The sequence below is a fragment of the Streptomyces sp. NPDC043867 genome, from assembly GCF_056435845.1.
Map to the genome: position 1 here is coordinate 25,120 of NZ_JBWKDS010000008.1, position 25,228 is coordinate 50,347.

The following is a 25,228-nucleotide window of genomic DNA, read 5'->3' on the forward strand; positions in this document are numbered from 1 at the left end:
CCCTGCCGCAGGGGCCTCGGGCCGCGGAGGGGCGGGCCCCGCGGTTCGGTGGGGGCGGGGGCGCCGCAGCAGCGGCCACGCCCCGGACGTCCCTTCCGTCGCAGTACAGACCACCCTCTAGTCTGTGATCATGGGCGTTCCGGGTACGCGCACCACCGGCCCGGAAACGCGGGCACTGGACGGATGCGGAGTCTCGATGAACTTCTGGTCGATCTATCAGCACGGATTCGCGCGGATCGCCGCGTGCACCGGCCATGCCGCCATCGCCGACCCGCCGGCCAACGCGCAGGCCGTGTTGCGGCAGGGGCGCCGGTGTGCGGAGGAGGGAGTCGCCGTCGCGGTCTTCCCGGAACTGTGCCTGTCCGGCTATTCGATCGAGGACCTCCTGCTGCAGGACACGGTCCTCGACGAGGTCGAGCAGGCACTCCAGACCCTGGTGGCCGGTACCGCGGACCTCATGACGGTGCTCGTCGTCGGCGCCCCGCTGCGGCACCGCCATCGTGTCTACAACTGCGCGGTGGTCGTGCACCGCGGCCGCATCCTCGGCATCGCGCCCAAGTCCTACGTGCCGAACTACCGCGAGTTCTACGAGCGGCGGCAGATCGCCGCGGGGGACGACGAGCGCGGCGGCACGATCCGGATCGGCGGCGCGGCCGTGCCGTTCGGCGTCGACCTGCTCTTCGCGGCGCAGGACGTGCCCGGGCTGGTGCTGCACGCGGAGATCTGCGAGGACATGTGGGTGCCGGTGCCGCCGAGCGCCGAGGCCGCCCTGGCCGGTGCGACCGTCCTCGCCAACCTCTCCGGCAGCCCGATCACGGTCGGCCGGGCCGAGGACCGGAAGTTGCTGTGCCGCTCCGCGTCCTCGCGCTGTCTCGCCGCCTACGTCTACGCGGCGGCGGGACTCGGTGAGTCCACGACCGACCTGTCGTGGGACGGCCAGACCATGATCTACGAGAACGGCGTCCTGCTGGCGGAGACCGAACGCTTCCCGCAGGACGACCGGTACGCCGTGGCCGACGTGGACCTCGACCTGCTGCGGCAGGAGCGTCAGCGGATGGGCACCTTCGACGACAACCGCCGTGCCCACGCCGCGCGTACCGGGAGCTTCCGGCAGGTGGAGTTCCGGCTCGACCCGCCCACGGCGGACCTCGGCCTCAAGCGCCGGGTCGAGCGGTTCCCCTTCGTGCCGGCCGACGCGGACCGTCTCGCCCAGGACTGCTACGAGGCGTACAACATCCAGGTGGCGGGTCTCCAGCAGCGGCTGGCGTCGATCGGCGGTCCCAAGGTCGTGATCGGCGTGTCCGGCGGCCTGGACTCCACGCACGCGCTGATCGTCGCCGCCCGGGCGATGGACCGCGCCGGCCGCCCGCGCAGCGACATCCTCGGCTTCACGCTGCCCGGCTTCGCGACCGGCGACCACACCAAGGACAACGCGCACAAGCTGATGCGCTCGCTCGGCATCACCGCGGCCGAACTCGACATCACGCCGACCGCACGCCTCATGCTCAAGGAAATCGGGCACCCGTTCTCGTCCGGCGAGCCGGTGTACGACATCACCTTCGAGAACGTGCAGGCCGGGCTGCGCACCGACTACCTGTTCCGGCTGGCCAACCAGCGCGGGGGCATCGTGCTCGGCACCGGTGACCTGTCCGAGCTGGCCCTCGGCTGGTGCACGTACGGCGTCGGCGACCAGATGAGCCACTACAACGTCAACTCCGGCGTACCGAAGACGTTCATCCAGCACCTGATCCGCTGGGTCATCGGCAGTGAGCAGTTCGACGAGGAGACCGGGAAGACCCTGGCGGCGATCCTCGACACGGAGATCAGTCCGGAGCTCGTGCCCGGCGAGGAACTCCAGTCCACGGAGTCCAAGATCGGACCGTACGCGCTGCACGACTTCACCCTCTTCCACGTGCTGCGGTACGGGTTCCGGCCGTCGAAGATCGCCTTCCTCGCCTGGCACGCCTGGCACGACAAGGAGGCGGGTGCCTGGCCGCCCCACTTCCCCCTGCCGAAGCGGGGCGAGTACGACCTGCCGGAGATCTGGCGCTGGCTGGAGGTGTTCTGCCGCCGCTTCTTCGGGTTCGCGCAGTTCAAGCGGTCAGCCATGCCGAACGGGCCGAAGGTGTCGGCCGGCGGTTCCCTCTCCCCGCGAGGCGACTGGCGCGCCCCCTCCGACAGCACGGCGGACGCGTGGCTGCGGGACCTCGCGCGCTGGAACATCACCGGCGAGGAAAACCCCGGATCCCGCCCCGGATAGAGTCCGCTTCTCAGCACGTGCACATGACACACACAGGGGCGGGACACATGAAGCACAGACGGACCGCGGCATGGGCGGGCATCACCGCCGCCGCATTGGTCACCACCAGCGCGTGCGGCGCGGAGGCCGCGAAGAACACCGCCGACGCCGTCCGGCACGCCGACACCGTCATGGCGGCGCTCGCCCGCGCCTCCGACAAGGCGTCCGGACTGGGCTCGGCGGAGATCGAGTCGACGACCACACTCACCGCGGGCAGCGGCAAGCCGGTCTCCATGAACGGCACGTACTCCTGGGGGAACGGCACCGCGCTCGACGTCGAGATGGACACCGAGAACGCGCAGATGCAGTCCCTCCAGGACGACCCGACGCTGACGATGAAGCTGGTCGACGGGGCGTACTACTACGAGGTGGATCCGCAGCCCAGTGGCCCCCTCAAGGGCAAGCACTGGATGCGCGTCGATGTCTCCGCGGTGCTCGGGGAGTCGGGCGCCAAGAGCATCGAGGAGAACGCCGACCCCACGACGGGCCTGCGCTACATCGGCGCCTCGAAGAACGTGAAGGACCTCGGCGAGGAGACGATCCGCGGGAAGAGGGCCACCCATTACCGCGGCAGTGTCGGGGCGGACCAGGTCAACGCGTCCAAGCTGACCGCCCCGGAGAAGCGGGCCGCCATCAAGTCCCTGACGGCGACGCCGAACGGGAAGCTGGTCCTGGACATCTGGGTCGACGGCAAGGACCTGCCGGTACGCCTGGAGCAGCACGGCGGCGGAATGGACGTCAGGATGGACTTCCTCAAGTTCGGTGCCGGCAAAACGATCACGGCCCCGCCCGCCGCCGACACCGGGGACCTCTCCGAGGAGACGGCGAAGCTGCGCGACCAGTCCCTCGGGCAGTGAAAGGGCTGACACGTAGGGCTGACACGTACGAGCTGACACGAACGGGCTGACACGTACGGGGTGGGCCGGCCGTTGGGGGCGGCCGGGCCACGGTCCGTCCCGCGGAGCCCCACTCGGCGCTGACGAAGCCGGTGAGGGGTGCTCAACCGAGAACGACCACCGAACGCAGGACCTCCCCCTTGCGCATGCGGGCGAAGGCGTCCTCGACCTCGTCGAGGGAGACGGTTTCGCTGACGAAGGCATCGAGGTCGAGGCGGCCCTGGCGGTAGAGGTCGACGAGCAGGGGAAAGTCGCGGGACGGAAGGCAGTCTCCGTACCAGGAGGACTTGAGCGCTCCGCCGCGGCCGAAGACGTCCTGCAACGGCAGTTCGAGCCGCATGTCCGGGGTGGGGACGCCGACGAGGACGACGGTGCCGGCCAGGTCTCGGGCGTAGAACGCCTGCCGGTACGTCTCCGGCCGGCCGACGGCGTCGATGACGACGTCGGCGCCGAAACCGCCGGTCAGTTCACGGATCGCGGTGACCGGGTCGCTCTCGCGGGAGTTGACGGCGTGCGTGGCCCCCATCGCCAGCGCGGTCGCCAGTTTGCGGTCGTCGATGTCCACGGCGATGATCTTCGCCGCGCCGGCCAGCCGGGCACCGGCCACGGCGGCGTCACCGACGCCTCCGCAGCCGATGACGGCCACTGTGTCACCGCGGCCCACTCCCCCGGTGTTGATGGCCGCCCCGATGCCCGCCATCACCCCGCAGCCGAGCAGTCCCGCCGCGGCGGGTGACGCGGCCGGGTCGATCTTCGTGCACTGCCCGGCGGCGACGAGTGTCTTCTCGGCGAAGGCGCCGATACCGAGGGCGGGTGACAACTCGGTGCCGTCGGTGAGGGTCATCTTCTGCCGCGCGTTGTGCGTGTCGAAGCAGTACTGCGGGCGACCGCGTCGGCAGGCACGGCAACGACCGCACACCGCGCGCCAGTTGAGGATGACGGCATCGCCGGGTTCGAGGTCCGTGACGTCTGCGCCGACCTGTTCGACCACGCCGGCCGCCTCGTGCCCGAGGAGGAAGGGGAAACCGTCGCCGATGCCGCCCTCGCGGTAGTGCAGGTCGGTGTGGCAGACGCCGCAGGCCCGCACCTTCACCACCGCTTCCCCGGGTCCCGGGTCGGGCACGACGACCGTCTCGACGCGTACCGGCTGTCCCTCGGCGTGGGCCACTACGCCGCGTACGTGCTGGGGCATGGGTGGGGTCCTTTCGACTGCGTGGTCTTCGGCCACTGCGATCCGGGTGGTGGTGACGGGAGGTTCACTTCGCGGGGCGTACGCGCACCGGGAGGGAGGCCCAGGAACGCAGGGTGTTGTTGAGGTGCCGCCGCGGTGTCCCGGCGAGCTCGATGCGGTCCACCCTGCGGGCGAGGGCGGTCAGCAGGGCCTCGGCCTCCAGGCGGGCCACGTGCTGGCCGACGCACTGGTGGATACCCATGCCGAAGCCGACGTGACCGGAGGGGTCGCGGGCGAGGTCGAAGCGGTCGGGGTCGCTCCAGCGGGCCGGGTCCCGGTTGGCCGAGCCGAGGAACATGAGGATCTTCGAGCCCTCGCGAAGGGTCGTCCGCGCTACGGTCACGTCCGTCGTCACGGTGCGGAAGAAGGTCTGCACGGGCGACTGCCAGCGCACCGCCTCGTCGAACGCCGTGCGGGCCAACTCCGGTCGGCAGCACAGGCGTTGCCACTCCCCGGGGTGGGAGGCCAAGGCGTAGAGGGTGGCGGCCAGTCCGTGCACGGTGGTGTCGACTCCGGCGGTGAGCAGGGAGCGGATGACCAGCGGTGCCTGTGCGTGGGTGAGTTCCCCGCGGTCGGCGGCTGCCCAGACGCGCGCGCCGAAGCCCCCTTCCCGGAGGGCTCGGCGGGTGCACTGGGCGTCCACCCAGGCCGACAACTCCGCCACCCGTGCGGCGTCCGCCTTCACGAGGTCGTTCACGGGTCCGAAGGCGTTGAAGGCCATGTTGCCGTAGGGCAGGAGGTTGTCACGGCCGTCGGGTCCCAGGCCCACGGCATCGGGAAAGACACGCAGCGGAAACGCCTTGGCGAGCGCCTCGAACGCGTCGAACTCCGTTCCCTGTTCGGTCAGTACGGTGTCGACGAGTTCGTCGGCGACCGGCTGCCAGGCCTCTCGCAGCCGGCGCAGCGCGGATGGCGCGAGGATCTCCCGCAGCACACGGCGCGGGGCGTCGTGGCGGGGCGGATCGGCCTCCAGCAGCAGGCTCGGCGCTCGCCAGGGTTTCTCGTGGCGGAAGTTGGCCAGTCCCACGCCCGCGGCGGACTGGAAACTCTGCCAGTCGACGAGCGCGGCGTGTACGTCGCGGTACCGGGTCAGGGCGTGGACGTCGTCGTAGCGGGAGAGGCGGACGACGGGGCCGGTTTCGCGCAGCGCCCGGTGCAGGGGTTCCGGGTTCTCCAGATGTGCGGCGGCGAACGGGTCCGCGTCACTGGTGGGCGGCAGGACGCCGGCGGCCGGTGCTTCTGTCATGGGGGCTCCAGCGGAAGGGGTTCGGGAGCGGGCGGGCTCGGCTCAGAGGTCGAGGACCAGGCGGTCCGAGCGGGAGCGGGACACGCACGGGAGCATGCAGTCGCCGGCCGCGCGTTCGTGGTCGGCGAGGACCGAGTCCCGGTGGTCGGGGGTGCCTTCCAGCACCGGGGTGAGGCAGGTGCCGCAGGTGCCCTGTTCGCAGGAGGAGAGCACGTCGGCGCCCGCCAGGCGTAGGGCCTGGAGGACGGAGATGTCCCGGGAGACGGTCACCGTCCGGCGGCTGCGGCGCAGTTCCACCTCGAACGGCTCGCCGTGCACGGCCTCCGTACGGGCGGAGGCGGCGAAGCGTTCGGTGCGCAGGCTGTACGGCGGCCAGGTGGCGCAGGCGTTCTGGACGGCCTCGAGCAGGGGCCCGGGCCCGCAGCAGTACACCTTGGTCCCGGGGACCGGTACGGCCAGCCACCCGGCAAGGTCGAGCAGCCCGCACGCGTCCTGCGGGCTGACGTGCACGCGGTCCCCGTACGCCGCGGTCAGCCGGTCACTGAAGGCCATCGAGGCCCTGCTGCGGCCGCCGTACAGCAACGTCCAGTCGGCTTGCATCAGTTCAGCCGCGTCGATCATCGGCAGCAGTGGGGTGATGCCGATGCCCCCCGCGATGAACAGGTACCGGTCGGCCGGCACCAGCGGGAAGTGGTTGCGCGGGCCGCCGACGCCGACCGTGTCGCCCGGCACGAGCCGGTCGTGTACGTATGCCGATCCGCCCCGCCCGGCGGGTTCGCGCAGGACGGCCACGCGGTAGGTGTGCGGGTCCCACCGGTCGCCGCAGAGCGAGTACTGGCGGGTCGTCCCCTCGGGAAGGATCAGATCGATGTGCGCGCCGGGTGTCCAGTCCGGGAGGCGCGCGCCGTCCGGGTGCGCGAGGGTGAGCGACACGACGCCGTCCGCGACGATGTCCTTGGCCCGGATCACCAACGTGGCGTCACAGTCAGTCTGTTGGGGAGCCTTCGGCAGCAGGTTGTGTACGACCACGTTGTCGTCCCCCGTCTGTGGATTGCAGGAAGCATGCGTGAGGGGGTCGCCGTGCCGCGACGGCGTTCTCATTCAGTGAGAGGTGGACTTCGTGCGGATGTCATCCGGGTGTCGTGCCGTCGTCACCGTCGGGTGGCACGTCCTGTGCGGTGCGCGTGCCCATGGCGCGGGAGACGCCGCGGGCGGCGGTCCGCACGACGGGGATCACGGCGTGGGCGTCCGGGCCGTTGGGGACGACGACCGACAGCGCGGCCACCACCGCGCCGTCCGCGCCGCGTACGGGGGCAGCCACCCCGAGGGCGTCCTCGTGGACGTACCCGGGGCAGTAGGCGTAACCCTGTCGCCGGACCTCGGCCAGGGCCGTGCGCAGCCTTGCGGGCGTGGCCGGGGTGGCCGGGGTGTGGGCCCTCAGCCGGCCGGCCAGTACGTGTTCCCTGAGGTCGGCGGGGCCGTGGGCGAGGAGCACCAGGCCGCTGGAAGAGGCGTACAGGGGCAGCCGCCCCGCGACACGGGTGTAGTTGATCACCGCGTGCGGAGCCGAGAGGCGTTCGAGGAACAGCACGTCCTCGCCGTCCAGGACGCCCAGTTGGACATGGTGACCCACGACGTCGTGCACGCCCTCCATGAAGGGCATCGCGGCATCGCGCAGCGACAGCGTGGGTGAAGCCCGCGTCACCAGTTCCCACAGCCGGACGCCGATCCGGACTCTGCGGTCGTCGTCCCTGCTGAGAAATCCGTGCGCCACCAGCTCGGCCACAAACCGGGAGGCGGTGGCCACGTGCAGACCGGTGCGGCGTGCGATGTCGGAGACGGTCAGCGCCGGTTCGTCCTGGCTGAACGCCTCGAGGATGCGAGCCGCCCTGGAGAGCACCGATTCGCGGTGGGGTGTCTTCATCGCGAGCCGTCCCGACGTGGTGCCCCTACCGTTCGTTCCGGTAGGCGCGGTCCATTGCGGCCAGGGCACCGGCGATGTCCGTGGTGCCCGCGAAGAGACCGCGTACCTGCGCGAAGTGGGTCTGCTGAACCGCCGAGTTGGGCCACCGCTGGTCCATGAAGGGGACCGTCGTGCCGTCCTTCTGCCGTCTTTCCACCTCCGTGACGGCGGGGTCGGTGCGAAACGAGTCGTTGGGGAGTGCCGGGAGGGTGGCACCGGAGCGGTTGTACTGATTCTGGCCGCGTTCCGAGCCCAGGTGGTCGATGAACGCCAAGGCCGCCTTGCGGTGGGGGGTGTGCGCGTTGAGTCCGTACGCGGCCGAGACGGCGGAGGGCATGCGGGTCTCGTCGGGGGTTTCGGTGGCCGGCAGTGCCGCCATCCGGAAGTGCATGGCGGGGGCCTCGGCGCGCAGGGCGGCGAGCGTGCCGGCGACCTGGACGACGCCCACCGCCGCCCCGTCGGCGACCTGGTCGAGAGCGTCCTGGTACGTGGTGTCGAGGGGGTCGGTACCGAAGCAGCCGCGGTCCCTCATCTGCAGGTACTTGGCCATGGCCTGGCGCCAGCCGGAGCGGGCGAAGGTCCTCTTGCCGTCGTCCATCCGGGTGTCGAAGTCGGGGTCGTGGGCGTACACGGTCGTGGCGGCGAGGGCGTAGTCGACGAGCTGTGTGACCCAGGGGGTCTTGTTCCCCAGGGCGAACAGCACTTTCCCGTACCGGCGGGCGGTGTCGCACAGGGCGAGCAGGCCGCTGTAGGTGCGGGGGCGGGTGCCGCCGATCTCCTTGAGGGTCTCCGTGGAGTAGATGGCGCCGATGGCGCTGAAGGTCACCGGGACCAGGTAGGTGCCGACACCCACGTCGGTGACGGGCCGGACACTTGACGGCATAGTGCGGTGGAAGCGGCGCAGTGTCAGCACTTCCAGGTGGTGGTCCTGTGCCAGGGCGACGACCGAGGCGGGGTTGCCGTTGCCGGGCCAGACGGTGAACACGTCCGGCCCCTCGCCACGGCGCAGCCGTCGCGGAAGCTCCTTCTGCAGCGTGTTGGTGTCGGCGTACTCCACGGTGACGTCCATGTCGGGGTGCTTCTTGCGGAAGCTCGCCACGACGGCCTGCATCGAGGATCTGTCGGTGATGTTGGCCAGGACGGACACCCGGCTGTCCGGCGCGGCGCTGTCGCCGAGGACGGCACAGCCGCTCAGCAGCGCCATGGCCAGGGCGAGAGGCGCGGTGTGGTGAAGTGGACGGGCTCTGCGGGGCACGGGTGGCCTCCGGGCAGGGAGTGGGGCGGGTGGACGACATGCCGGTCATTGCGGGCGGGCCGGGCGGCACGGGGGCGTGACGCGCCGGCCCGGCCGCTGTCAGTCGAGGGTGACGACGCGCTGCGCGGTCAGGTCCCGTGAGCTGCGGGCGGTGGCGAAGGTGTAGCTGCCGGGGACGAGGGTCCAGGCGCCCGCGTTCCACACGGACAGGTCCTGCACGGGGATGGTGACCGTGAGCCGCTGGGAGGCCGTGGGGGCGAGGGTGACCTTGCGGAAGGCGACGAGGCGGCGGGGTTCGGCGGCGGCGGCGCTCGGCAGGCCGGCGTAGATCTGCACGACCTCGGTGCCTTTGCGTGAACCGGTGTTGGTCACGGTCACGGCCAGCGACACGCTCCTGGTGTTCCTGTCGTACGCCGCTTCGAGGGAGCCGTGGGCGAAGGTCGTGTAGGACAGTCCGTGGCCGAACGGGAAGCGGGGCCGCTGTCCCCTGCTGTCGAAGAAGCGGTAGCCGACGGCGGTGCCCTCGTCGTAGGTGACGACGCCGCCGCGGCCCGGGTAGGCCGCCGTCGTGGTGCCCGGTCCCTGGCCGGCGTCGGCGGGGAAGGTGACGGGCAGGCGGCCGGCGGGGTCGCTGCTGCCGAACAGGACGGCCGCGAGTGCCGTGCCCATGCCGCGGCCTCCGTACCACGCCTGGAGTACGGCCTCGACGTCGCCGAGCCAGGGGGTGGCCACCGGGCCGTCGGTGTTGAGGACGACGACAGTGCGCGGATTCGCGGCGGCGACGGCGGCGATCAGCTGGTTCTGGTCGCCGGGCAGGTCGAGTCCTTCGTGGTCCATGTCCTCGCCGGCGACCCGGTTGACGAACACGACGGCGGCGTCGGCGGCGCGTGCCGCCTCGACGGCGGCGGGGATGAGCGAGTCGGGCTGCCAGCCCAGGGTGAGACCGCACGTGCCGGGGTCGGTGGTGGCGTTGGTGTAGGTCAGTTCGACGGTGGCGGCACGGCCGGCGGACAGCGCGGCGGTGCCCTGGAGGGGGTAGTCGTACGGGCCGAGGAAGAAGCGGCGGCTGTGCCGCGTGCCGGAGACGACCGTCACCCCGTCGATCTTCAGGGTGGCGGTTCCCGCGGGGAGGAGCGAGAACCGGTGCAGGCCCGTGGTGGTGGGTACGAGGGTGCCGGTCCAGGTCGCCGACCACACGTCCGGCAGGCCGTCCAGCGGGGCGGAGGTGAAGTCGACCTGCGCGTCGGTGCGGGTGGCGAGAGGGGTGCCCGCGGTGTCGGAGCCCGCGTAGTAGGTGGCGGTCAGGCCGGTGGCTCCGGTGCGGGTACGCAGCACGGACGAGGGGACCGTACTGAGCGGCCGGTCCCCCTTGGTGCCCTGGGCGTGGGTGACCTTCACCGTGCTGCCGGCCCGGGCACGGATGGCGGCCAGCGGGGTGGTCCAGGTTCCCGGATCGACGTACGCGGACCCGGCGACACCGGTGAACGCGTCGGGGCCGGCGGGGCCGATCACGGCCAGCGACTTGATCGTGGAGGGCAGGGGCAGCGCGGCGGAGCGGTTGGCCAGGAGCACGAGGGAGGCGACGGCGGCCTCGTGGGCGAGGTCCTGGTGCTCCTGGGTACTGACGTCGGCTGCGGGGGCGGGTACGGGGTGGTCGAAGAGACCGTTGGCGTACATCGTGACCAGGATGCGGCGGGCCGCGTCGTCCAGCCGGGCGCCGGGTATCGCGCCGCCGGTGAGCGCTCCGGCGGCGATCTTGACCGCGCCGGGGCCGAGTCCCGCGAGGTCCATGCCGGCCCGCGCTGCGGCCACTTGGTCGTCACCGGCCCAGAAGTCGGGCACGGTGTAGCCCTGCAGGCCGATGCCCTGCTTCAGGTCGTCGAACAGGGCGGGGTGCTGCGTCGCGAAGGTGCCGTTGATCTTCGGGTAGGCCATCATGACCGACGTGCTCGGGGCGGCGGCGATCACGTGCCGGAACGGCGCTTCGTAGATCTCGTGCAGGGCCCGGCCGGATACCCCGGTGTCGGTGAAGAAGCGGTTCGTCTCCTGGGTGTAGGCGGCGAAGTGTTTCACCGTGGCCGCCACGTGCCGGTTCTGCATGCCGACGGTGAGGGCCGCTCCCAGGCGCCCCGCGAGCAGCGGGTCCTCCCCCATGCCCTCGGACTGGCGGCCGGAGTGCCAGGTCCGGGTGACGTCGACGGTGGGGCCGAGGAGGTTGTTGTAGCCCTTGGCCCGGCCTTCCGCGCCGATCGCGTCACCGAGGCGGGCGGCCAGGTCCTCGTCGAACGTCGCCGCCTGGGCCACGGGAACCGGGAAGGCGGTGACGCCTCGCTCGCCCCTGAGGCCTGCGGAGGCGTCGGCCATGGTGAGCGCCGGGATGCCCAGGTGGGAGACGGCCGCGAAGTCGCACCGGACGAGGGCCTCCTTCTCGGCCGCTGTCATCCGGGCGAGGAGTGCGTCGGCCCGGTCCTGCGCGGCGGTGCGTGCCGCGGCGGCGGCGGGGCCGCTCACGACGGGTGCCATGCTCGCGGCCAGGGCGGTGAAGGCGGCGGCAGAGAGAAATGTTCGTCTGTTCACAGCGGCTCTCCGGGCGGAAGGGGCGGCGCTCGGCGGGCCGCCGCGAAAGGGGAGGGGTGGGGCCGGCCGACGGGTCAGGTTCACGGCCGGCCCCCGCTCGACGAGGATCGGAAAAGTGCGACACGCGCCACGCATGCACCTGGCGCGGTCCCGTTCCGGCTTCTTTCGAGACGACCGCTGCCGCGTCCCACGGCAATCGATTCCAGCGTCCGACGACACCGTCTCGTGAAGCGTTTCATCCAATGAACGGGAAACTATGGCCTGTTACGCCTCAGGTCAACCCTCGGACGCCGGTTATCCAGTTCACCGCCATGACCAGCTGATATAAACCTGCTCTATTTGAAATGCACGCGGAGATTTCAATGAAACAGCCGGTCGGAACCGTCTTTATCGGCGCGATGGATGACGTTCATCGACAAGGCTGATACCGAATTTCCAGTCCATGCATACGGAGGAGTCCGGCGCATTTCACTCGCGCGCCGGACTCCGCTGTTCGGGGCGTTGCTCTCAGGCGGCGTCTGCCGTGCGGCCCGCCGTGTCCAGGACGTGGTCGCCGGCCCCCAGGGCGACGGGATCACGGCCGGGGAGTTCGGCGGTGGCCGTGCAGCCTTCCGGCACCGTGATGCGCGCCGTCAGCCCGGTGGACGTCAGCTCCCAGGACAGCGCCGCTGTCCCGTAGGGCGTCTCGTGACGGGTCCTGGCCCAGGTGATGCCGCCCCCCGGACGGGGCCGGAAGGCGATCGTGCGGTAACCGGGTGCCGTGGCGGTGATGCCGCCGACGACACGGTGCAGCCAGTCGGCGACGGCACCGAGCGCGTAGTGGTTGAAGGAGGTCATGCCACCGGGGTTGAGGGAGCCGTCGGGGCGCAGGCTGTCCCAGCGTTCCCAGATCGTCGTGGCGCCCATCGTCACGGTGTACAGCCAGGAAGGGCACCGCGTCTGCAGCAGCAGACGGTAGGCGAGGTCGAGGTGACCCGTGTCGGTGAGCGCGTCGCAGATCAGAGGGGTGCCGACGAAGCCGGTGGCGATCCGCGTGTCATCCTCGACGACCAGTTCGGCCAGACGGTCTCCGGCCCGCTGGCGCTGCTGCGGGGTCAGCAGGCAGAAGGCGAGAGCGAGCGCGTAGGCGGTGGCGCTGTCACTCGTCATGCGGCCGGACGGCAGGACATGGCGACGCCGGAACGCGTCGGCCACCTCGTCGGCGAGCGCCGAGTACCGCGCGGCGTCCGCGTGGTTCGCCAACTCGGCTGCGGCCAGAGCCAGATGGCGGGCGGAGTGGGCGAAGTAGGCGGTGGCGACGAGGTAGCGGTCGGTACGCCCCGCAGCCGGGTCGTCGGGCGGGGCGGCCGGGTCCAGCCAGTCCCCCAGCTGGAAGCCGGTGTCCCACAGGCGGCTCGGACCGGCCAGGCGTTCCACCAGGTCGACCCATGCCTTGGCCATGGGGTAGTGGCGGCGCAGGAGTTCGAGGTCGCCGAAGCGCTGGAAGAGCGTCCACGGGGTCAGTGCGGCCACGTCTCCCCACGCGGCTCCGGGATGGATCGGTGTCCACATCGGCTCGCCGGGGATGACGGGCACGTACCAGGGGATCGTGCCGTCGGGGAGCTGTTCCAGACCGACGTCGGTGAGCCAGGAGTCGAGGAGGCCCGCGCAGTCGTAGAGGTAGCTCGCGGTGGGGGCGAAGACCTGGATGTCCCCGGTCCAGCCGAGGCGTTCGTCGCGCTGGGGGCAGTCGGTGGGGATGTCGACGAAGTTGCCGCGCATGCTCCACACGACGTTCTCGTGCAGGCGGTTGACGAGCGGGTCGCTGCACTCGAACCACCCGGTGCGGCGCATGTCCGTGTGGTAGACGCGGGCGGTCACCATGTCCGGCGTCAACGCGCCCGGCCAGCCGCTGACTTCGGCGTGGCGGAACCCGTGGAGGGTGAAGCGGGGTTCCCAGGTGAGCGGCCGGCCGGAGAGGATCAGGGTGTCGGTGGCGTGGGCCTCGCGCAGCGGGCGGGTGGCCAGTTCGCCATTTTCCAGTACCTCGGCGTGCCGGAGCCTGACGGTGGTGCCGGGCGGGCCGTCGACGGTGAGGCGGAGGCGGCCGACCAGGTTCTGGCCGAAGTCGAGGAGGTGGCGGCCGTCCTCGGTGCGGGTGACCGTGACCGGGGTGATCTCCTGGGTGCAGCGCACCGGTGGCCCCAGGGGCGCGACGAAGGTGGCGGGATCACGGGTGCCCGTGCGGACGGGCGTCCACCGCGCGCCACCGGCACCGGCCGGGGTGGCCCAGCCGGGGTCGTCCAGCCGGGCGTCGAAGGTCTCGCCCTCGTAGAGTCCGCCGGCCAGGATGGGGCCGGGGGCGGCGGTCCAGGTTCCGTCCGTGGCGAGGACGGTGCGGGTGCCGTCGTCGTGCGTCAGTTCCAGCTGGGCGATGAGCGACTGGTCGGTGCCGTAGATGTTGCGGGTGCCGCCGTCGAAGCCGTAGGTGCCGCGGTACCAGCCGTCGCCGAGCCAGGCGCCGAGGGTGTTGGCACCCTCGGTGAGGTGGCCGGTGACGTCGTGGGTGCGGTAGCGCAGGCGGTGCGGATAGACGGTCCAGCCCGGAGCCAGGATCTCGTCGCCGACGCGCCGGCCGTTGATCTCCACCTCGTACAGGCCGTGCGCGGTGACGTAAAGGCGGGCGCGCGTGACGGGCCGGTCGAGGCGGAAGTCCTTGCGGACCCTGGCCGGGCGGCGGTCGGCCGCCGGGTCCTCGTCCCAGCCGGCGCTCACCGGGACGGCGCGCCAGTCGGCCGGCGAGAGCAGCCCGGCCTCGACGACACGCGGCTCGCTCCACGGTGACGGTTCGTCAGCGCCGTGCGTCCAGACACGCACCCGTACGGCCGCGCGTTCACGCGAGGCCAGTGGCGCGCCGGGCCAGGCCACGAGCACCTGGTCGCGGCCTTCCGTCCGGCCGGTGCGGTGGGCGTGGGTCCCGCGGACGACCTCGAGCTCGTACGCCTGCTGGGGGCCGCCATCCGGTGGCAGTCGCCACGTCAGGCGGGGGGCCGGGACGCCGATGCCGAGCGCGAGGCCGTCCGGGAGGTGCTCGAAGGACACCGGGGAGGGCGGAGGGGGGAACACGGGGTGAGCCTTTCTTGCACATGCGGGAGCGGGCGGGGTGGGGGGGCCGGGGTCAGCCCTTCACCGCTCCCGAGGTGAGGCCCTTCATGACCTTCTGGTTGAGGAAGAGGTAGATCAGGAGGGTGCCGAAGACGTTGATGCAGATCGCGGCGAACAGCGGCCCGTACTGGGTGGCCCCGAAGTCGCCGGTGAAGTTGAGCAGGCCGACCTGGATGGTGCGCAGATCCTGGTTGTTGGTGAAGGTCAACGCGATGAGCAGGTCATTCCAGATGAAGAAGAACTGCACCAGTCCCACGGTCAGCAGGGCGTTGCGCACCAGGGGGACGCTGATGGTCCAGAAGGCCCGCAGGATGCCGGCGCCGTCGATGGTCGCCGCCTCGAACAGCTCCCGGGGGACGGTCCGGTAGTAGGTGGCCATCATGAAGACCGTCAGCGGCAGACCGGTGCCGGTGTACGTGAGGATCAGGGGCCACAGGGTGCCCGAAAGGCCGGTCCGGAAGTACACGGTGAACAGCGGCAGCAGGATCAGCTGCGGCGGGACCATCATGCCCGCGAGGAAGACCAGCAGCGTCAGGCTGCGGCCCTTCCAGACCATGACCTGCAGGGCGAAACCGGCGGCCGTGCCGAGGAACAGCATCAACGCCAGCGCCGGTAGCACCGCGAGCACGCTGTTCTGGACGTAGAGGCCGATGTTGCCGGTCGTCCAGGCCTCGCTGTAGTTGCTCCACTGCCAGGAAGTGGGCAGGCTCCAGGTGGAGTTGTTCAGGTAGTCGTCGTTGGACTTCAGCGAGGTCAGGAACATCCAGACCAGCGGGTAGATCTCGACCACGAGCAGCAGGGCGACGAGGCCCCGCACCCACAGCCGGCTTCCGCCGGTGCGCCGTCGGATTCGGACGGCGCCCCGGGCCGGCCGCCGGTCCGGGCGGTTCGCGGAGGTCTTCGCAGGTGTGTCGACGGCCATGGCTCAGCCCTCCGTGAGGTCGCGCCGTGAGATACGGAAGACGACCAGGCTCACCAGCAGGCACACCACGGTCAGCAGCAGGGCGATGGTGCTGCCGTAGCCGTAGTCGCTGTAGGTGAACGACGTCTGGAACATGTACAGGGTCAGCGGTGTGGTGGCGTTGCCGGGGCCGCCGTTGGTCAGCGCGACGATGGAGTCGAAGACCTTCAGGGTGCCGTTGATGCTGAAGATCAGGGACGACATCAGCACGGGCAGGGAGAGCGGCAGCACGATGTGCCGTACGAGCCGTAGTCCCGTCGCGCCGTCCAGCCGGGCCGATTCGAGGACCTCGTCGGGGATGTCGACCAGACCGGCGAAGAGCAGCACGGCGTAGAAGCCCATCGAACGCCAGATGTCCATGACGACCAGGACCCAGAAGGCGCTTCCCGCGCTGCCGAAGAAGTCGACCGAGTCGACGCCGACCGCGTTCAGCAGCGAGTTGACCGGTCCGGTCTGCGGTGCGACCTGGAAGAACTTCTGGAACAGCAGGCCGACGGCGACGGTGGGGAGTACGACGGGGAAGAACACCAGCGTGCGGATGAGGGCGGAGGCACGCTTGAGGAAGAACACGTACAGCAGTGCCAGCAGATAGCCGGCGACGACCTGGCCGGCGGTGACGATCACGGCGTACTCGAGGGTGAACCAGAGGGCGTCGTGGACCGCCGGATCGTCGAGCAGGCGGGAGAAGTTGGCCGCGCCGTTCCCGGTGAAGCCGTCGATGGTGTTGCCCCGGGTGAAGGAGTACCCGAGTGACCAGACCATCGGGACCAGCATGATCAGGGTGTAGACGAGGAGTGCGGGACCGAGCAGGACCGCGACGGCCCTGCGGTCACCGAGTACGCGGTGCATGGGTGGTGTCCACTTCGTTTTCGTTGAAGAGACCTGGCGGACGAGAGCGGGGACGGCTCACGCGGGGTGCGTGGCCCGCGAGGAGGCCGGCGGGCCGCCCCCGCCCGGTCACTTGGCGGCCAGCGCGCCCTGGACGGTCTGCATGAACTTCTCGGGGCTCGTGCCGCCGCCGACCAGGCTCGCCGCGTTGGTCTGGCTGACGGTGGTGGCCTTCGTACCGAACAGGGCCTCGAACCACAGCACGTTCTGCTTCGAGGAACTGATGGTGTCGCGGACCTCGGTGGTGACCTCGTTGGCGTCCTCGACCTCGGTGCCGACCTTGAAGCCGGAGATGGATCCATGGTCCTTCAGGGCGGTGCTGCCGTAGTTCTCGGCGATGCAGGAGACCCAGTCGCCGGTCTTCTCGTCGAAGGACCTGGCGCCGAGGGTGATGCCGAGGCCGACGTTGGACGGGTACTGGTCGACGGAGCCCTTGCCGCCGGACACCGCGGGGAAGGGCATGAAGCCGACGTTGTCCGCACCCACCTTGTTCTGCTTGGGGTCCGAGATGTTCGCCAGTGCCCAGCTGCCCATGTAGAGCATGGCTGCCTTGCCGGTCAGGAACTGGTTCATCGCGGTGTCGTAGTCGATGGAGCCGACGCCCTTGCCGAAGTAGCCCTTCCTGCCGAGCGCGGCGACCTCCTCGGCCGCCTTCACGTACTGCGGGTCGGTCAGCTTCGCCGTGCCGTCGGCCACCTGCCGGAGCGCGTCCGGGCCCAGACTGCGGTAGAGGTAGCCGCTGATGAGCCGGGTGAGCGGCCAGCCCTGCTGACCGGACGCCGAGAACGGCTGCACGCCCTTCGCCTTCAGCTTCGCAGCCGCCGAGACGAGTTCGGTCCACGTGCCGGGGACCTTCAGCCCGTTCGCCTCGAAGACCTTCTTGTTGTAGAAGATGCCCTCGACGTTGTACTCGTACGGCAGCACCTCCAGCTTGCCGCCGTACAGCGCCTTGATGGTCGAGACGGCGCCCGGCTCGAGCCGGTCCAGCACGCCGAGGGACTTCAGTTCCTTCTCCAGGTCGGCGACCTCGCCCGACCTGGCCAGCTTCTGGGTCAGGGCCGGGGCGTTGCCCGCCGCGAACTGGACCGGCAGGGCGTTCTGGCCCGCCAGCAGTTGCAGCTTCTGGTCCAGGCTCGCCTGCGGAACGGTCTCCACCTTCAGCGGCAGCGCCTTGTCCGCCGTCTTGCACGCGCCCTTGGACAGGGTGGTGAGTGCGGTCTTGACGGTGGTGTTCTCGGTGACGCTCAGGTAGCTGAACTCCTTCGGCGAGGCCGAGGACGCACCGCTGCCAGTGCCGCCGCAGGCGGTGGCGAGCAGTGCCAGGGGAGCGGCTGCGGCGGTGAGCACGGTCAGACGCGCACGACGGGCTCGGGGCATGCGTTGGGACACGGAGGACTCCCGGAGATCGGTGAGAGGAAGGCGAGGAGCGGAAACGGCGCGGGGACGACGAGCGGGCCCGGCGGGACGTGGAGAGCCGTGTAGAACGTTCTCTACGCCGAGTGGGCAACACCTTGCACTCCCCCTCGGGCTTCGTCAAGACACGGTCCGGTAATACTGGATTCACAGAGGAAGGACTTGACGGGACCCGGGGTTCGCCCTGTAGACCGTTACACTCAACCCCGCGAGAACCGGAGCACTGATGACGGACCGGGCACCTGCCCCCAGGCGCAGACGCGTCACCATCACCGACGTCGCCCGGCACGCGGGCGTGTCCACCGCCGCGGTCTCCAAGGTGCTGCGCAACGCCTACGGTACGAGCCCGGCGATGCAGGAGAAGGTCAGGGCGGCCATCGCGGAACTGGACTACCGGCCGCACGCGGCGGCACGCGGCATGCGCGGCCGGACCTACACGATCGGTGTGCTGCTGGACAACGTCCGCAACGCGTTCTTCGCCGACATCCTCGACGGTGTCCAGGACGAACTCCGGCAGACCGACTACACCGTGCTGACCGGTGCCGCCGGCTTCGACCCGGAGGAACAGGCCAGGACCATCCGGGCCATGGTCGACCGCCGGATGGACGGACTGCTCCTCATCGCGCCGGGGACCCCGCGCGACGAGGTGCTGACCACCGCCGCGTCGACGCCGACCGTGGTCATCGGCCATCACGACACCGCCGACTCGCACGACTCGGTCGTCGACGCCGACGACACCGGCGCGGGACTGGTCGTCGACCACCTGGTCTCGCTCGGCCACCGCGACATCGCCCTCGTCTCGGCCCCGGGCACCCGGGCCAACCGATGGCGCCGCACCCCCGAGATCGTGCTCAGCGAGGGCTACCTGAGCGCCATGGAACGCCACGGGCTCGACGCCTACGCGCGCGTGCAGCACGCCGCCTACTCGGATGAGGGCGGCTTCAAGGCGGGGGTGACCCTGCTGACCGCCGACCGCCCGCCGACCGCCCTCATGACCGGCGCCGACGTCGCCGCCCTGGGTGTCTACCGCGCGGCCCACGAGCTGGGCCTGCGCATCCCGGACGACCTGTCCCTCGTCGGCTACAACAACACCGCCCTCGCCGCCCTGGCCCCCGTCCAGCTGACCAGCGTGGACCAGGCCGGGCACACGATGGGCGCCACGGCCGCCCGGATGCTCATCGAGCGGGTGGAAGGCCGACGGGACAGAGCCATGCAGACCGCGATGACGCCCCGACTGGTGGTGCGCGGCAGCACCGCGGCCCCACGAGGGCGATAGACCGTGAACCGGCGTGGGCTCGCGGGCGCTCCCCCGGCGAAGGACGTGACAGAGCGCGAGGCAGCAGGAGTCCTGGCGCCCGGCGACGGCTCGACGGTCCGCAGAGTGGGCATCAAGGACGTGGCCCGGGAAGCCGCTGTGTCGCTCGGCACGGTCTCCAACGTGCTCAACCGCCCGGAGATCGTGGCCGAGTCCACCCGGACGCGTGTCCTCGGCGTGATCGAGTCGCTGGGCTATGTACGCACCGAGGGAGCACGGCAGTTGCACGGCTGGGCCTCGCGCGTCATCGCCGTCCTGGTCCTCGACCTGGCCGATCCGTTCTGCACGGCGCTGGCCGCCGGCGTGGAGCAGGCGGCCCGTGAGGCCGACCTCGGAGTCCTGGTGTGCACCGGCGCCCACGACCCCGCGGCGGCGGCGCGTCATCTGTCGCTGATCACCTCGCATCAGGTCCGCGGTGCCGTGCTGTCGTCCGGTGAGGGGGCCGACCGCACCGTGGCGGCCTTCCGCCGGAACGGTGTTCCCTTCGTCGTGGCCGACCGGGGCACGCCCCAGCCCGGTGCCTGCTCCGTCGGGATCGACGACGCGGCGGGGGGTCACGCGGCGGTCCGCCACCTCATCGAGCGAGGGCACCGCTCCATCGCCCACGTCAGCGGCCCCGACCGGCTTCAGCAGGCACAGGACCGGCGCCGGGGAGCCCTCAGCGCCGTCGGAGGGGCGGGCCTCCCCCCGGACTCGCTGCGGGAGGTGCCGTGCCGGGCGCACACCGTGGGTGCCGGCCGGGAGGCCGGGCACCGCATCCTCGGCCTGCCGCACCGGCCGACGGCGGTCTTCTGCGGCAATGACCTGCTCGCCCTGGGAGTGCTGCAGGCACTGTACGAGGCCGGGCTGCGGGTGCCCGACGACATCGCGGTCGTCGGCTGCGACGACATCGAGTTCGCGGCGTCGGCCGTGGTGCCGCTCACCTCGGTACGACGGCCGGCCTTCGCCATGGGCCGCAGGGCCGGCCGCCTGCTCGTCGAGGACACGGCTCGCGGCACCGTGCACGAGCACGCTCATGTCGTCCTGCAGCCGGAACTGGTCGTGCGCCGGTCGACCCTGGGGACGCCGGCGCGGTGACACGGTTCGGTCAGAGCTGTTCGGGAGCACGGCGGGGCAGCGCCTGCGGGGCGCGGCGGGTGAGGGGCACCAGCACGGCCGCGACCACCAGGGTGGCAACGCCGAGCAGTCCGACGGCCGCGGCGAGAGCGCCCAGGGCCTGCTTGCCGCCGAGCAGCACCAGGGGGCAGACGAACTCGCCGAAGAAGAAGGCCGCCGTCCACAGACCGGTGCCGCGCCCCCGGTCGGCGAAGTCGAGCCGGGCCATCGCCAGCGTCAGCAGTGACGGCAGGAGCAGTCCCGTGCCGACGCAGTTCACCACGGCTCCCGCGATCAGCAGCGGCAGGCTGTCGGCGGTTCCCATGAGGAGGAAACCGGCGGCACACAGCAGGAGCAGAGCGGGCAGGCGCCGGCGCGGGCTGTCGGTGAACCGGGTGAAGGCGACGGAGCCGGCCACGGTGGCGGCGCTCGCGATCGCCGTGACCGCGCCGATGACCCCGGTGGAGGTCACGTCCAGATCGTCGAGGAGGTACGACATCTCCACGGGCACGGTGTAGAAGACGACGGCGCCGAACACGGTCAGCAGGCAGATGCCGGCCATGCGACGCAGGGGGAAGGGCCCGGAGCCGGACACCGCCTCTCCGGCATCGGCGGTGTGCGAGGGCGTGGCCTTCGGCAACGCGCGGGCCATGACGGGCGCGAGCAGCAGCCCGACGGCGTACAGCCAGAAGGGCATCCGCCAGCCCGCCGCGCCGAGGGCACCGCCGAGAACGAAGAAGACGGTGGCGGACGCCGACGCGCACATGGTCTGCAGGGCCAGGTAGCGGTTACGGACCCGGCCCGAGTAGTAGTCGCCGATCAGCGTGGTGCAGGCGGTCATGATGGCGGCCTCCGCGACGCCGACCAGCACACGGCTGAGCACGATGCCGTAGAGGGAGTCCAGCCACAGCGGGACGGTGCCGAACAGGGTGTACAGGACGGTCGCCGCGACGAGAAGCCGCTTGCGGCCGAGCCTGTCGACGACGATGCCCGCGAAGGGGGCCAGCAGGGCGAGCGACAGGGCGGGCACGGTGAGGACGAGCGGCACCAGGGCCGCGCTGCCGGGTACGCCCGCGAAATGGTCCTGCATGCGGGGCAGTACGGGCGCGAGCAGCACCGCTCCGAGGACGGGCAGGCAGCTGCCCGTCATGAGCAGGACGGCGGGCAGCCTGCCCGGCACGGCCGGGGAAGCCGCTGCGGCGGGGGCGGGCGGGACGGCGGATGCGGGCATGGCGGCACTCCTGGGCGCGGTGCGGGAGGCGGAGGGCGTCGCGGGCGGACGGTGTCCTTCGGCGGGAAGGCGTCGGCGTACGGACGCGTGATGTGCCTCGACTATGCGTTCCGCGCGGGGCCCTGCCCACCCCTGGCGCGATTCACGTTCCGGATGGTCCCGATCCAGGGCGTGGATACCGCGTGAGGAGGGTGAAGCGGCCGGATGCACCCGCTCGTCACGGCGCGACCTCCGCCGGGCAGCACCCCGCGACCTCCCGGCCGGCCGTACGGAGCGATGTCCCACCCGGTCGTCCGGCGCGACCTCCCGCCGGCCGCGTCCCCAACCTCTCAGGGCAACACACCTAGTGCTGTGGCCGCAAAGGTTTGCCGGGTCGCGGCGTCCGGTGCGGTGCATCGCAAGGCGGAGGGCCGCAGCTCGTACTGGACGTACTCGCGCGGTCCGACAACGCGGCGAGGTGCCGTGCCGGGGGGCGTGACACGGTGAACCTTTACGGTCACAGCACTAGGGCCTGTCGTTTGGATCACGCCGGCGTCGCGGGGTCTGGCACGCACATCTGCGGCGTTGTCGTCGGTCGCCGACGCTCCGCGTCGACTCCCTCCTCCGCCTTGCAGCTGCACGCGCCAGACCCCGCTCGGGTCGGTCAGGACGAACCGTCGGTCACAGCCAGCCTGATCCAAACGACAGGCCCTAGCTCGGCCCGGGCGCCTCCCCCAGCCGCCTGCCGACCCGGGCCGCGGTCTCGCGCAGCCAGATGTGGGCCGCGTCGTGGGTGTGCACCGGGTGCCACCACAGGGCCTCTCGCAGGGGCACCGCCTCGTACGGCGGTTCCACCACGCGTACGGCCGCCAGGGGCGCGAGGAGCCGGGCGAGGCGCGCCTGGACGAGGGCCAGGCGCCGGGTTCCGGCCACCAGCAGCGGAAGCAGCTGGAAGCTGTCGACGGAGACCTCGACGCGGGGCTCGATGCCGAGCATGCCGAGCTGGCGCACCGCGGGAGCGTCGTAGGTGCGCTGGTAGGTGACCCACGGCAGCCGGGCCAGGTCCTGGCGGGTGAGCTCGGCGTCGACGCTGGGATGGTTCTCGGAGACGAGGAAGACCCAGCGGTCGTCGTAGAGGTCGGTGGCCGGGAAGTCGCTGATGACGCCGTGCGGCATGAACAGCCCGTCGGTGGCGCTCAGCAGGGTGGCGGTGTCGTCGACCACGGTGGGCGGAGTCTGGGTGAAGCGGAGCCGGATGCCGGGGGCCTCCTCGTGCACGACGCGGGCCAGCTCCGTACCGAACACGGCGACGGCGTAGTCGGAGGCGACCAGCCGGAACTCCCGGCTCTCGGTGGCCGGGTCGAAGTCGGCCTGGCTGGCGAACAGCCGCTCCAGGACGTCGTAGGCGGTGGAGGTCCGGTCGAGGAGGACCTGTCCGAGGGCGGTGAGCTCGTAGTGGCCGCCGACGCGGGCGAGCAGGTCGTCGTCGAAGTGCCGGCGCAGCCGGGCGAGGGCGGCGCTCATGGCGGGCTGGCTGAGTCCGATGCGCTGTCCGGCGCGGGTGACGTTGCGTTCCTCCAGGAGCGCGCGCAGGGCGACGACGAGGTTGAGGTCGAGACGGGCCAGATTCACGGGGCTTCCCCTTGCGGTACGGCGCCGACCAGGGAGGAATAAACGCCATGGATGGAAAGCATCCACAGAATCGATTTCCCTGATCGCGGGTGGCGGGTCCAGATTAGTCCCACCGCAATCAGGAGGACATGTCTGTGAAACCTGGATCCGCGTCCGCGCCCTTCGCCGGACCCTTCGCCCTTGGCACCCTGTCGGACCCGGGCGGGCCGGCCTTCCCCGCGCTCGTCACTCCCGACTCCCAGGTGCTCGATCTGCGAGTCGCCCTGGAACAGGAGCAGTTGACGGTTCGGGACCTGTTGGACCGCTGGGAGACGGTCCTGCCTCGGCTGCGGTCCCTGGCCGGTGAGAGCCGCCTCGCCCGCAGGCCGCTCGGGGACTTCCAGGTGCACGCTCCCGTCGCACCCCGCCAGGTGTTCCAGTCGGGGGCCAACTACCGGCAGCACGTGATCGACCTCCACGTCGCCCACCGCGCGCCGGGCGACGACCGCTCCGAGGAGGAGCGGCGCGCGGAGGCGGCGGAGATCATGGACCGGCGGGCGGCCGAGGACCTGCCGTACGTCTTCATCGGCCTGCCGAGCGCGGTCACGGGCCCGTACGACGATGTCGAGCTGCCCGCCTGGGCGGAGAAGCCCGACTGGGAACTGGAGGTGGCGGCGGTCATCGGCCGGCCCGCCCACCGTGTCTCCGTCGAGGAGGCCCTGGACCACGTCGCCGGGTACACCATCGCCAACGACCTCACCGACCGCGCGACCGTCTTCCGCCGGGACATGCCGCAGATCGGCACCGACTGGCTGCGCAGCAAGAACGCGCCCGGATTCACTCCGCTCGGCCCCTGGATCGTGCCCGCCGGATCCATCGCGGACCCCGGTGACCTGCGGCTCACGCTGAAGCTGAACGGCGAGACGATGCAGGACGAGTCCACCAAGGACATGATCTTCGACGTCGCCCGCGTGGTGTCCTACGTCTCCCAGAGCGCCCGTCTCCTGCCCGGTGACCTGGTGCTCACCGGCAGCCCGGCCGGCAACGGCATGCACTGGGGCCGGCTGCTGCGCGACGGTGACGTGATGGACGCCTCTATCACCGGACTCGGCGCCCAGCGCACGCGCTGTGTGGCGGAGGCGGCACAGTGACCCTGGACCCCACCGATCCCGAGGGCTCGATCGCCCGGGCCGCGGAGGCGTACTCCAACTGGGGCCGCTGGGGCGAGGACGACGTCCTCGGCACCCTGAACTTCCTCGACGAGGCGGCCCGCCGCGAGGCGGCCCGACTGGTCCGGCGGGGTGTCAGCTTCTCCCTCTCCCAGCGCTTCGACATGAACGGTCCGCAGAAGGGCTGGCGGCGGCGCACCAACCCGGTGCACACCATGCTGGACACCGGCACCGACGCCGCCCTCGGCAACCAGGGCTTCCCGCACGGCATCGGCGGCGCCGACGACGTGATCGCCATGCCGCTGCAGTGCTCCACGCAGTGGGACGGACTCGGGCACATCTTCGACCACGGCAGGGCGTGGAACGGGCGGCCGGCCGAGCGGGTCGTCACCTCCGAGGGCGACCTGGTCACCGGCATCGAGCACATGGCCGCGCACGTCGCCGGACGCGGTGTGCTGCTGGACGTCGGCCGCGCGTTCGGCGCGGGTGACGGGGGCGAACTTCCCGACGGTTTCGCCATCACCGAGGACCACCTGACGGCGACCGCCGACACGCAGGGCGTCAGCGTGCGGCGCGGTGACATCGTGCTGGTCCGCACCGGGCAGCTCGCGCGGACGCGACGGGACGGCTGGGGCGACTACGCGGGCGGGCCCGCGCCCGGCCTGTCGTTCACCACGGCCGGCTGGCTGCATCGCACGGAGATCGCCGCGATCGCCACCGACACCTGGGGATTCGAGGTACGGCCCAACGAGTTCGAGCACGCCTTCCAGCCTCTGCACCAGGTCGCCATCCCTCATCTGGGCCTGCTCATCGGCGAGATGTGGGACCTGGACGCCCTCGCCGAGGACTGCGCCATCGACGGTGTGTACGCGTTCTCGCTCACCGCCGCACCCCTGCCCATCACCGGTGCGGTCGGCTCGCCCGTCAACCCGATCGCCGTCAAGTAGCACGAGGA

The 25,228-nt window shown here is 71.2% G+C and carries 18 protein-coding genes; 6 read left to right on the forward strand and 12 right to left on the reverse strand.

Annotated features, from left to right (window positions below):
• The first annotated feature begins 196 nt into the window (after window positions 1–196).
• Together AC069T_RS10205 and AC069T_RS10210 are read left to right on the forward strand one after the other, a co-directional pair.
• Complete coding sequence (locus tag AC069T_RS10205; protein ID WP_478782471.1) at window positions 197–2,260, forward strand: NAD(+) synthase; 2,064 nt, start codon at window positions 197–199, stop codon at window positions 2,258–2,260.
• Between the two features lie 47 nt (window positions 2,261–2,307).
• The gene (locus tag AC069T_RS10210; protein ID WP_478782301.1) at window positions 2,308–3,156 is read left to right on the forward strand and encodes an SCO4651 family lipoprotein; all 849 of its coding nucleotides are present in this window, start codon (window positions 2,308–2,310) and stop codon (window positions 3,154–3,156) included.
• A 142-nt stretch (window positions 3,157–3,298) separates the two neighbouring features.
• On the opposite strand, the gene AC069T_RS10215 is transcribed toward AC069T_RS10210, so the two are convergent.
• From AC069T_RS10215 to AC069T_RS10260, 10 genes are all read right to left on the reverse strand, one after another.
• Entirely contained in the window at window positions 3,299–4,387 is a 1,089-nt protein-coding gene (locus tag AC069T_RS10215; RefSeq protein ID WP_478782302.1) for an S-(hydroxymethyl)mycothiol dehydrogenase, read from the reverse strand.
• 64 nt (window positions 4,388–4,451) lie between these two features.
• On the reverse strand, window positions 4,452–5,672 hold the full coding sequence (locus tag AC069T_RS10220; protein WP_478782303.1) for a cytochrome P450: 1,221 nt from the start codon (window positions 5,670–5,672) through the stop codon (window positions 4,452–4,454).
• A gap of 42 nt (window positions 5,673–5,714) precedes the next feature.
• Window positions 5,715–6,701: a PDR/VanB family oxidoreductase gene (locus tag AC069T_RS10225; protein ID WP_478782304.1), complete on the reverse strand. Its 987-nt coding sequence runs from the start codon at window positions 6,699–6,701 to the stop codon at window positions 5,715–5,717.
• A 100-nt stretch (window positions 6,702–6,801) separates the two neighbouring features.
• Entirely contained in the window at window positions 6,802–7,596 is a 795-nt protein-coding gene (locus AC069T_RS10230; RefSeq protein WP_478782305.1) for an IclR family transcriptional regulator, read from the reverse strand.
• Between the two features lie 25 nt (window positions 7,597–7,621).
• Window positions 7,622–8,890, reverse strand: a complete 1,269-nt coding sequence (locus tag AC069T_RS10235) for an ABC transporter substrate-binding protein (protein WP_478782306.1) — start codon at window positions 8,888–8,890, stop codon at window positions 7,622–7,624.
• A 99-nt stretch (window positions 8,891–8,989) separates the two neighbouring features.
• A complete protein-coding gene (locus tag AC069T_RS10240; RefSeq protein WP_478782307.1) occupies window positions 8,990–11,467 on the reverse strand; it encodes a beta-glucosidase in 2,478 nt (825 codons plus the stop codon).
• Window positions 11,468–11,974: 507 nt separating this feature from the next.
• Window positions 11,975–14,572: a family 78 glycoside hydrolase catalytic domain gene (locus AC069T_RS10245; RefSeq protein ID WP_478782308.1), complete on the reverse strand. Its 2,598-nt coding sequence runs from the start codon at window positions 14,570–14,572 to the stop codon at window positions 11,975–11,977.
• Between the two features lie 52 nt (window positions 14,573–14,624).
• Window positions 14,625–15,533 carry a carbohydrate ABC transporter permease gene (locus tag AC069T_RS10250; protein WP_478782309.1) on the reverse strand — a complete coding sequence of 303 codons (909 nt, stop codon included), beginning with the start codon at window positions 15,531–15,533 and terminating at the stop codon, window positions 14,625–14,627.
• 3 nt (window positions 15,534–15,536) lie between these two features.
• Window positions 15,537–16,421 carry a carbohydrate ABC transporter permease gene (locus AC069T_RS10255; RefSeq protein WP_478782310.1) on the reverse strand — a complete coding sequence of 295 codons (885 nt, stop codon included), beginning with the start codon at window positions 16,419–16,421 and terminating at the stop codon, window positions 15,537–15,539.
• A gap of 108 nt (window positions 16,422–16,529) precedes the next feature.
• A complete protein-coding gene (locus AC069T_RS10260; protein ID WP_478782311.1) occupies window positions 16,530–17,849 on the reverse strand; it encodes an ABC transporter substrate-binding protein in 1,320 nt (439 codons plus the stop codon).
• Window positions 17,850–18,099: 250 nt separating this feature from the next.
• Here AC069T_RS10260 and AC069T_RS10265 point away from each other — a divergent pair, with 250 nt between their 5' ends.
• Window positions 18,100–19,149 carry a LacI family DNA-binding transcriptional regulator gene (locus AC069T_RS10265; protein ID WP_478782312.1) on the forward strand — a complete coding sequence of 350 codons (1,050 nt, stop codon included), beginning with the start codon at window positions 18,100–18,102 and terminating at the stop codon, window positions 19,147–19,149.
• A 45-nt stretch (window positions 19,150–19,194) separates the two neighbouring features.
• Window positions 19,195–20,265, forward strand: a complete 1,071-nt coding sequence (locus tag AC069T_RS10270; protein ID WP_478782313.1) for a LacI family DNA-binding transcriptional regulator — start codon at window positions 19,195–19,197, stop codon at window positions 20,263–20,265.
• Between the two features lie 10 nt (window positions 20,266–20,275).
• Here AC069T_RS10270 and AC069T_RS10275 read toward each other — a convergent pair whose 3' ends face one another.
• Both AC069T_RS10275 and AC069T_RS10280 read right to left on the reverse strand, forming a co-directional pair.
• Window positions 20,276–21,514 carry an MFS transporter gene (locus AC069T_RS10275; protein ID WP_478782314.1) on the reverse strand — a complete coding sequence of 413 codons (1,239 nt, stop codon included), beginning with the start codon at window positions 21,512–21,514 and terminating at the stop codon, window positions 20,276–20,278.
• Between the two features lie 690 nt (window positions 21,515–22,204).
• Window positions 22,205–23,125 (reverse strand): LysR family transcriptional regulator, encoded by a 921-nt coding sequence (locus AC069T_RS10280; RefSeq protein WP_478782315.1) that lies wholly within the window; start codon window positions 23,123–23,125, stop codon window positions 22,205–22,207.
• Window positions 23,126–23,253: 128 nt separating this feature from the next.
• Between AC069T_RS10280 and AC069T_RS10285 the strand changes: the two genes are divergently transcribed.
• Window positions 23,254–24,255: a fumarylacetoacetate hydrolase family protein gene (locus AC069T_RS10285; protein WP_478782316.1), complete on the forward strand. Its 1,002-nt coding sequence runs from the start codon at window positions 23,254–23,256 to the stop codon at window positions 24,253–24,255.
• Entirely contained in the window at window positions 24,252–25,220 is a 969-nt protein-coding gene (locus tag AC069T_RS10290) for a cyclase family protein (RefSeq protein ID WP_478782317.1), read from the forward strand. Before AC069T_RS10285 ends, AC069T_RS10290 begins: the two co-directional genes overlap by 4 nt.
• Window positions 25,221–25,228 lie beyond the last annotated feature (8 nt).